The organism is Kitasatospora sp. NPDC058492 (assembly GCF_042720685.1).
Classification (GTDB): domain Bacteria; phylum Actinomycetota; class Actinomycetes; order Streptomycetales; family Streptomycetaceae; genus Kitasatospora.
Genome location: NZ_JBHXMU010000054.1, coordinates 57,106 through 65,834, shown reverse-complemented (window position 1 = coordinate 65,834; position 8,729 = coordinate 57,106). Strand labels below are relative to the sequence as shown.

Sequence of the window (8,729 nt, the reverse complement as noted above, 5' to 3'; positions counted from 1 at the left end):
GGAACGGACACTTCCTTCGGACCGCCTTCCAGCGGGCCCTCCGGGCGCTTCGTTCTTTCGTGTTCCCAGCTTACCAGATGTTTTCCGCTCCGTTTACCGGAGGTTTTCGCATCTGAAATCTGGTGTTAACCGCCAAGTCGCGGCGACTCAGCCAACCATAGCGGGTCGCCCGCCGGAGTGCGAATCGAGGCGCTCCCGGTGTCACCCGGTCGGCGGCATGATTTGTTGCTCTCGCGAGCATATACAGCAATGGTCCCGATTCGCCAAGATGCCTGTAGAGTGCGGCGCATCGACTAAGAGGACTAGACCACTAAACGGTCGGTGAGCCGCCGGACGACGGGCCGGGCTGGGCGTGGGTCTTCGCCCGGGAATGTCAGCAGATGTCCGAAGTTGACATGATTTAGGCTTCAGTCGATCGTCCTGCCGCTGCTCGCGGCCGCTCGCTGTACCGCTCACTTGGGAGGCACAACCATGACCACTGTGACGTCGCCGCTGACCGGCAAGGTCGTCGGGCTCGCCGGCGTGCCCGACCCGGTGTTCTCCGGCGCGATGGTCGGCCCCGGCACCGCGATCGACCCGGAGCGCCGGCCGACCGAGGCGGTCGCTCCGGTGGACGGCGTCGTCGTCTCCATGCACCCGCACGCGTTCGTCGTGGTGGACGCCGAGGGCCACGGTGTACTGACCCACCTGGGGATCGACACCGTGCAGCTGAACGGCGAGGGCTTCGAGCTGCTGGTCAACAAGGGCGACACGGTGACCCGCGGTCAGGCCGTCATCAAGTGGGACCCGGCCGCCGTCGAGGCCGCGGGCAAGTCGCCCATCTCGCCGATCGTGGCGCTGGAGGCGAGCGCCGACTCGCTCGGCGGCCTGCGGGAGGACGGCGAGGCCGTCTCCGGCGAGGCCCTGTTCAGCTGGAACTGACCTCTTACCTTGCACACACCCGCCCCGCAGGAGTTGTCGGGGCGGCCCGGCACACAGCGGTTCCCGGCGGGGCCGCTCCTCTCAGCGGAGACAGGTGACATGAAGAAGACGCTGCGCGGCGTGGGTGTCAGCCACGGGGTCGCGATCGGCCAGGTGCGGCACATGGGGACGGCGGTGCTGGAGCCCCCGGCCACCCAGATCCCGACCGAGGACGCCCCGCGCGAGCAGGCCCGCGCCCAGGCCGCCGTCGAGGCGGTCGCCGCGGACCTGATCGCCCGCGGCAACCTGGCCGGTGGCGAGGCGCAGGCCGTCCTGGAGGCCCAGGCGCTGATGGCGCAGGACCCGGAGCTGATGGCCGACGTGTCCCGCCGGATCGCCGTCGGCAGCAGCGCCGAGCGCGGTGTGTACGACGCCTTCGCCGCCTACCGGGCGCTGCTCGCCTCCGCCGGCGACTACCTGGCCGGGCGGGTCGCCGACCTGGACGACGTCCGCAACCGCATCGTGGCCCGGCTGCTGGGCGTGCCGATGCCGGGCGTGCCGGACAGCGACGAGCCGTACGTGCTGTTCGCGCGGGACCTGGCGCCGGCCGACACCGCGCTGCTCGACCCGACGCTGGTGCTCGGCTTCGTGACCGAGGAGGGCGGGCCGACCAGCCACAGCGCCATCCTGGCGCGGGCGTTGGGCGTGCCGGCCGTGGTCGCGCTGCCCGCTGCGACGGACGTCGCCGAGGGCACCGTCGTCGCCGTGGACGGCAGCTCCGGTGACGTGCTGCTGGAGCCCTCGCAGGAGAAGCAGGACGAGCTGCGGGCGGTCGCCGCCCAGCGCAAGGCCGCGCTGGCCGCGTCCTCCGGCCCGGGGCAGACCTCGGACGGCCACCGCGTGCCGCTGCTGGCCAACGTGGGCGGCCCGGCGGACGTGCCGGCCGCGCTGGAGAACGGCGCCGAGGGCGTCGGCCTGTTCCGGACCGAGTTCCTCTTCCTGGACGACTCCGCGAAGGCGCCCACCGAGGAGAAGCAGGTCGAGGCGTACCGCAAGGTGCTGGAGGCGTTCCCGGAGGGCCGGGTCGTGGTCCGGGCGCTGGACGCGGGCGCGGACAAGCCGCTGGACTTCCTCACCCCGGCCGACGAGCCGAACCCGGCGCTGGGCGTGCGCGGTCTGCGCACCCTGCTGGAGCACCCGGAGGTGCTGCGGACGCAGCTGCGGGCGCTGGCCAGGGCCGCCGAGGGCCTGCCGGTGCACCTTGAGGTGATGGCCCCGATGGTGGCCGACCGCAAGGACGCCAAGGACTTCGCCCAGGCGTGTCGCGAGGCGGGGCTGGAGGCCAAGTTCGGCGCGATGGTGGAGATCCCGTCGGCCGCGCTGCGGGCCCGGTCGATCCTCCAGGAGGTCGAGTTCCTGTCGCTGGGGACCAACGACCTCGCGCAGTACACCTTCGCCGCCGACCGTCAGGTGGGCGCGCTGGCCCGGCTGCAGGACCCGTGGCAGCCGGCGCTGCTGGACCTGATCGCCGCGGCCGCCGAGGCGGCGCAGGCGACCGGCAAGAGCTGCGGCGTCTGCGGTGAGGCGGCCGCCGACCCGCTGCTGGCCGTGGTGCTGACCGGTCTGGGCGTCACCAGCCTCTCGATGGGCTCGGCCTCGATCCCCTACGTGCGCTCGACGCTGGCCAAGTACACGCTGGCGCAGTGCCGCCGGGCGGCCGAGGCGGCCCGGGCGACGGACAGCGCCGAGGAGGCGCGGGCCGCCGCGCAGCAGGTGCTGTCGGGCGAGTAGGACAGGCGAACAGCAGGAAGGGGGGCTCCCACCGGGTCGGTGGGAGCCCCCCTTCGGCGTGTCCGGTCAGGCTCGGGCCTGCCGATCGCGGCGGAGCTGCTCGAAGAAGCGCAGGTGGTCGATGTCGTCGACGGAGCCGGGGTTGACGGCCTGCTCCAGCGGGGTGCCGGAGAGGATCCGCTTGACCGGGACCTCGATGCGCTTGCCGGTGAGGGTGTGCGGGAGGCCGCGCACCGCGATGACCTCGTCGGGGACGTGGCGCGGGGAGAGTTGGGTGCGCAGCGAGGTGCGGATGCGGCCGATCAGCCCCTCGTCGAGCTCGGCACCGGGGGCGAGGACGACGAACAGCGGCATCCAGTAGCCGCCGTCGGGCTCCTCCAGGCCGATGACCAGGGATTCGGCGATCTCGGGGAGGCGTTCGACGACCTCGTAGATGTCCGAGGAGCCCATCCGGACGCCCTGGCGGTTGAGTGTGGAGTCGGAGCGGCCGTGGATGACGACGGTGCCGCGGGAGGTGACGGTGATCCAGTCGCCGTGGCGCCAGACGCCGGGGTACATGTCGAAGTAGCTGTCGTGGTACCGGGTGCCCTCGGGGTCGTTCCAGAAGCCGGTGGGCATGGACGGGATGGGCTTGGTGACGACGAGTTCGCCGACGGTGTCGGTGTGCGGGTGGCCCTGGACGTCCCAGGACTCGACGGCGGCGCCGAGGCAGGGCGCCTGGATCTCGCCGAGGTGGACGGGCAGGGTGGGGACGCCGCCGACGAAGCAGGAGCAGACGTCGGTGCCGCCGCTGACGGAGGCGAGCCAGACGTCCTCCTTGACCTCCTCGTAGATCCAGCGGAAGCCGTCGGGCGGGAGCGGGGAGCCGGTGGTGCCGATGCAGCGGACGGCGGAGAGGTCGAGGTCGCGGCCGGGGTGCAGCTCGGCCTTGCGGCTGGCGATCACGTAGGCGGCGGAGGTGCCGAGGACGGTGGCGCGGGTGCGGGCGGCGACCGACCAGAGCGCGCCGGTGTCGGGGTGGCCGGGGCTGCCGTCGTAGGTGACGATCGTGGCCCCGACCAGGAGGCCGGCCAGCAGGAAGTTCCACATCATCCAGCCGGTGGAGGTGTACCAGAGGAAGCGGTCCCGGGGGCCGAGGTCGAGGTGGAGGCCGGCCTGCTTGAGGTGTTCGAGCAGGATGCCGCCCTGGCTCTGGACGATGGCCTTGGGCAGGCCGGTGGTGCCGGAGGAGTAGAGCACCCAGAGCGGGTGGTCGAAGGGGACGGCCTCGTAGACCGGCTCGACGTCGTCGGCGACCAGGTCGTCCCAGTGCAGGGCGCCCTCGGGGGCGGGGGCGCCGAGCAGCGGGACGTGGACGACGGTGCGCAGGGTGGGGAGTTCGCGGCGCAGTTCGGCGACGACCTCGGTGCGGTCGTGGTCCTTGCCGCCGTAGTGGTAGCCGTCGACGGCGAAGAGGACGGCGGGTTCGATCTGCTGGAGGCGGTCCAGGACGCTGCGGGCGCCGAAGTCGGGGGCGCAGCTGGTCCAGATCGCGCCGACGGCGGCGGTGGCGAGGAGGGCGACGGCGGCCTGCGGGATGTTGGGCAGGTAGGCGCTGACGCGGTCGCCGGGGCCGATGCCCCGGGCGCGCAGGGCGGCGGCCAACGAGCCGACCTGGCGGCGCAGTTCGGACCAGGTGAGGACGGCCGGCTGTTCGGTGGTCTCGTCGAGGTGCAGGACGGCCGGGCGGTCGGCGTTGGCCGGGTCCTCGGCGGCGCGCAGGGCGTGTTCGGCGTAGTTGAGGCGGGCGCCGGGGAACCAGCGGGCGCCGGGCATGGCGGGGTCGGCGAGGACGGCCTCGGGGACCTGGGTGAAGCGGACGTCGAACCACTGGGTGATCGCGGTCCAGAAGCGGTCGAGGTCGGCGGTGGACCAGGCGTGCAGGTCGGCGTAGCTCTGGGCGGCCTGCTGGTCGTCGGCGGCCGGGGCGAGCGGGGCGGCCGGGGCGCCGTGGTGTTCGGCGGCCCAGGCCTGGAAGGCCACCAGGCTGGTGGCTGCGGCGCGAGCGGGGTTGGGGCGCCAGAGCGGCTGGTCCTGGGGTGGGGTGCTCACGGTGGTGGTCTCCCGGCCGGTGGTGGGGACGGGAGTGCTTGTGGCAGGCCCGTCCGGTTGGGCTGTCGGTGCAGACCATGCCATGTGAGCGGCCGCTGCGCCAGGGTCCGCCCGGTGGGTGCCGGGCCGGTCAGCGGCCGGAGATTCCGCCGCTGGACTCACCGCTGAACTCGCCGCCGAACCAGGAGCGGGAGACCCGGGTGTGGAAGGGGAAGGCGAGCGGGGTGTCGGGGGCGGCGAGCTGCCAGCCGTCGGTCTCGTCGGTGGGGCGCGAGGGCGGGAGTTCGGCGAGCGGACGGGCCGGGAGCAGGCCGAAGAGGCAGAGGAAGCCGCCCCTGGCGTCGGAGTCGGTGGCGACCAGGGTGATGTCGGCGGCGTCGGCCAGGATGCCGGTCTCCTCGCACAGTTCGCGCACGCACGCCTGCTGCCAGCTCTCGCCGTAGTCCACGTAGCCGCCGGGGAAGGCAAGTTGGCCGTAGCCGGGCTCGATGGTGCGGCGGATGACGACGAGGGTAGGGTCGGCGTCGGGGCGGGTGACCGGGAGGAGGGTGACCACGACGGGCAGCGGGTTGCGGTAGCTGATCTCGGCGCAGCCGGGGCAGGTGCGGGGCCAGCGGTCGGTGCCTGCCGGGTAGGACGTGCCGCAGAAGTGGCAGTGGGAGAACGGCTGGTTGACCGCGCGTGTCGGGTCGTCAGTGGTCATGGCCGGATGGTAGCCGGGTGCGCGCGGCGGCCGTCAGCGGAGTTCGCCGTCGCGGGTGGGGCGGAGCAGGGCGGGGTGCAGGAGGCTGGCGTCTCCGGCGTGGTAGGTGCGGGCCCGGGGGCCGCCGCGGGCGCCGCCGCGGGCGGTGGTGGCGCCGGTGCTCTCGACGAAGCCGGGGACGGAGAGGACCTTGCGGTGGAAGTTGCCGGGGTGGAGCTTCTCGTCCCAGACGGCCTCGTAGACGGCGCGCAGGTCGGGGATGGTGAAGTCGTAGGGCAGGAAGGCGGTGGCGAGCGGGCTGTACTCGAGTTTGGCCCGGACGCGGTCGAGGCCGTCGGCGAGGATGCGCGCGTGGTCGAAGGCGAGCGTGCGGGAGGACTGGCCGGTGGGCCCGCCGACACCACCCCCGTGGGTGTCGGCGGGCGCACCGGCGGCTCGGGGTCGGCCACCGGGCCCGGTGCCCAGGTCGAGGTCGGCGACGGGGTGCCAGGTGGCGGCTGCGGCGTCCGTACCGGCCTGCGGGTCGGGCAGGTCGGGGGCGAAGGCGAGGTAGGCGACGGAGACGACGTGCATGCGCGGGTCTCGCTCGGGGGCGCCGTAGGTGCCGAGCTGTTCGAGGTGGACGCGGCAGAGCGCGGCCTCGACTTCGGAGCCGCCGAGCAGGCCGGTCTCCTCGGCGAGTTCGCGGGCGGCGGCCTCGTCCAGGCTCTCCTCTCCGGCGCGCAGGAAGCCGCCGGGCAGGGCCCAGCAGCCCTGGTAGGGCGGGGCGCCGCGCTGGACGAGCAGGACGTGCAGGCCGCTGTGACGCAAGGTCAGGGCGACCACGTCGACGGTGACGGCGATCGGGGCGTAGGCGCGCGGGTCGTAGGCGGCGAGCCACTCCTGCTCGTCCTGCTCGCTCGCGGGCGTGGTCGGGGGCGGGGTGGACGGGTCGTCCGTTTCCATCACCGGCTCCTCTCCGCGCTCGCCGCCGTACGGGGTGCTGTCGTTCTCTGGCTGAGCACAACGTAGCGATTCCGTTCCCCGGCGGCAAATGGTTTTCCGGGTCCGCGGGGATGCCCGGCTTCTAGGCTGTGAGCAGGAACGACCGCGCCCGAGGAGGCCCCATGCCCACTGCTCCCCCGCCGGACTTCGCCGCGGCGCTGGCGGCCGGTCCGCTGGTGCTGGACGGCGGGATGTCGAACCAGCTGGCGGCGGCCGGGCACGACCTCCTCGACGAGCTGTGGTCGGCGCGGCTGCTGGCGGATGCGCCGGAGGCGGTGGTGGCGGCGCACCGGGCGTACTTCGCGGCCGGGGCGGACGTCGCCATCACGGCGAGCTACCAGGCGAGCTTCGAGGGCTTCGCCCGGCGCGGAGTGGGCCGGGCCCAGGCCGCACGGCTGCTGGCGCGCAGCGTGGAGCTGGCCCGGGAGGCGGCGCGGGCCGAGCCGGGCGGGCGGCGGCGCTGGGTCGCGGCGTCGGTGGGGCCGTACGGGGCGGTGCTGGCGGACGGTTCGGAGTACCGGGGCCGGTACGGGCTGAGCACCGCGGAGCTGGTGGCCTTCCACCGGCCGCGGCTGGAGGCGCTGGCGGCGGCCGGGCCCGACGTGCTGGCGCTGGAGACGGTGCCGGACGCGGACGAGGCGCGGGCGCTGCTGGAGCTGGTGCGCGGGCTGGGCGTGCCGGCCTGGCTGTCGTTCAGCGTGGCGGGCGGCCGGACCAGGGCGGGCCAGCCGCTGGCGGAGGCGTTCGCGCTGGCGGCCGGGGTGGACGAGGTGCTGGCGGTGGGCGTGAACTGCTGCACCCCGCAGGACGCGGACCGGGCGGTGGCGCTGGCGGCCGAGGTGACCGGCAAGCCGGTGGTGGTGTATCCGAACAGCGGGGAGGAGTGGGACGCCGCGCGCCGGGACTGGCGCGGCGAGCCGACGTTCCGCTCGGCCCGGGTGGGCGGCTGGCTGGCGGGCGGCGCACGGCTGGTGGGCGGCTGCTGCCGGGTGGGGCCGGACGGGATCGCCGCGCTGGCGGCGGAGGTCGCGGTGCGACGGGGGCGCTCGAGCGACGTCGGGGGGTGAGGGACGTCGGGGGGTGGGCGGCACGGCGGGCGGCAGGCGGCGGGGCGGCGGGCGGCGGAGGTTAACGGACGGCCGAGCGCGGGTTACCGAGGGGGAAGGTGCACGGACCGGCGACGGCCTGGCAGACTCGTCCCGTTACCACTGCGGTCGACAATGTCGACCGCCTGTCAGCGCGGAGGTCCCCATGCCCGGCCCGATCCAGTCGCTCTCCCGGGCCGCCGCGATCTTGCGCCTGCTGGCCGGCGGTGAGCGCCGCCTGGGCCTGTCCGAGGTCGCGACGGCGCTGGAACTCGCCAAGGGCACCGCGCACGGCATCCTGCGCACGCTCCAACAGGAGGGGTTCGTCGAGCAGGACCCGGAGAGCGGCAAGTACCAGCTGGGCGCCGAACTGCTGCGGCTGGGGCAGAGCTACCTGGACGTGCACGAGCTGCGGGCACGGGCGCTGGTCTGGGCGGACGACCTGGCCCGGGCGGCCGGCGAGACCGTCTACCTGGGGGTGCTGCACCAGCAGGGCGTGCTGGTCGTGCACCACGTCTTCCGGCCGGACGACACCCGGCAGGTGCTGGAGGTCGGCTCGATGCAGCCGCTGCACAGCACCGCGCTGGGCAAGGTGCTGCTGGCCTACGACCCGGTCGCGCGAGGCGAGTTGGGCGACGGGCCGTACGAGTCGTACACCTTGCGGACGCTGACCGAGGCGGCCGACGTGGACGCCGAGTGCGCGCTGATCCGTGAGCGCGGCTGGACGGACTCGATCGAGGAGACCTGGGAGGGCGTGGCCTCGATCGGCGCGCTGATCCAGGACCGGCGGCGCAACCCGGTGGGCGCGGTGTGCATCAGCGGCCCGGTGGAGCGGGTCTGCGAGGACGGCTTCGTGAAGCCGTCGCTGGTGGCCTCGGTGCGCAGCGCGGCACGGGCGATCTCGCGCGATCTGGGCGCCGGGCGCTTCTGAAACCCCGGGCCGCACCGGCGGCCACATCGTCACGCTGAGGCGCGGACGGGCATCGGCCTGTCCGCGCCTTGGCGTTTTGCCCCGGTTTGGCCCGCTCCGCTGGGTAACTTCGGGGGAAGGGTCACAGCTCCGTAACCCTGCCTTGACGTGAGGGCAACCAGGGGAGGAAGCTTCCGCATAACGGTCGACATTGTCGAACGATGGCCGGGAAGATCAATCCCCCGATGCGCTCACCCGCACAACG

Annotated in this window: 7 protein-coding genes; 4 read left to right on the top strand and 3 right to left on the bottom strand. The window is 73.8% G+C overall.

Features of this window, described 5'->3' with window-relative positions:
• Window positions 1-471 precede the first annotated feature (471 nt).
• A complete protein-coding gene (locus tag ACFWPI_RS29505) occupies window positions 472-921 on the top strand; it encodes a PTS glucose transporter subunit IIA (RefSeq protein ID WP_380380396.1) in 450 nt (149 codons plus the stop codon).
• A gap of 99 nt (window positions 922-1,020) precedes the next feature.
• Window positions 1,021-2,691 (top strand): phosphoenolpyruvate--protein phosphotransferase, encoded by a 1,671-nt coding sequence (gene ptsP / locus ACFWPI_RS29500; protein ID WP_063350197.1) that lies wholly within the window; start codon window positions 1,021-1,023, stop codon window positions 2,689-2,691.
• A gap of 66 nt (window positions 2,692-2,757) precedes the next feature.
• Here the strand turns inward: ptsP and ACFWPI_RS29495 are convergent, their stop codons facing one another.
• The 3 genes from ACFWPI_RS29495 to ACFWPI_RS29485 are packed head-to-tail and all read right to left on the bottom strand — an operon-like array spanning window position 2,758 to window position 6,430.
• On the bottom strand, window positions 2,758-4,866 hold the full coding sequence (locus tag ACFWPI_RS29495; protein ID WP_380380394.1) for an acetoacetate--CoA ligase: 2,109 nt from the start codon (window positions 4,864-4,866) through the stop codon (window positions 2,758-2,760).
• 46 nt (window positions 4,867-4,912) lie between these two features.
• Window positions 4,913-5,485, bottom strand: coding sequence for an NUDIX domain-containing protein (locus ACFWPI_RS29490; RefSeq protein ID WP_380380391.1), 573 nt, complete (start codon window positions 5,483-5,485; stop codon window positions 4,913-4,915).
• A gap of 33 nt (window positions 5,486-5,518) precedes the next feature.
• Window positions 5,519-6,430, bottom strand: coding sequence for an NUDIX domain-containing protein (locus ACFWPI_RS29485; protein ID WP_380380389.1), 912 nt, complete (start codon window positions 6,428-6,430; stop codon window positions 5,519-5,521).
• Window positions 6,431-6,591: 161 nt separating this feature from the next.
• Between ACFWPI_RS29485 and mmuM the strand changes: the two genes are divergently transcribed.
• Both mmuM and ACFWPI_RS29475 read left to right on the top strand, forming a co-directional pair.
• Window positions 6,592-7,536: a homocysteine S-methyltransferase gene (gene mmuM / locus ACFWPI_RS29480; RefSeq protein ID WP_380380387.1), complete on the top strand. Its 945-nt coding sequence runs from the start codon at window positions 6,592-6,594 to the stop codon at window positions 7,534-7,536.
• Window positions 7,537-7,720: 184 nt separating this feature from the next.
• Window positions 7,721-8,485 carry an IclR family transcriptional regulator gene (locus tag ACFWPI_RS29475; protein WP_063350192.1) on the top strand — a complete coding sequence of 255 codons (765 nt, stop codon included), beginning with the start codon at window positions 7,721-7,723 and terminating at the stop codon, window positions 8,483-8,485.
• Window positions 8,486-8,729 lie beyond the last annotated feature (244 nt).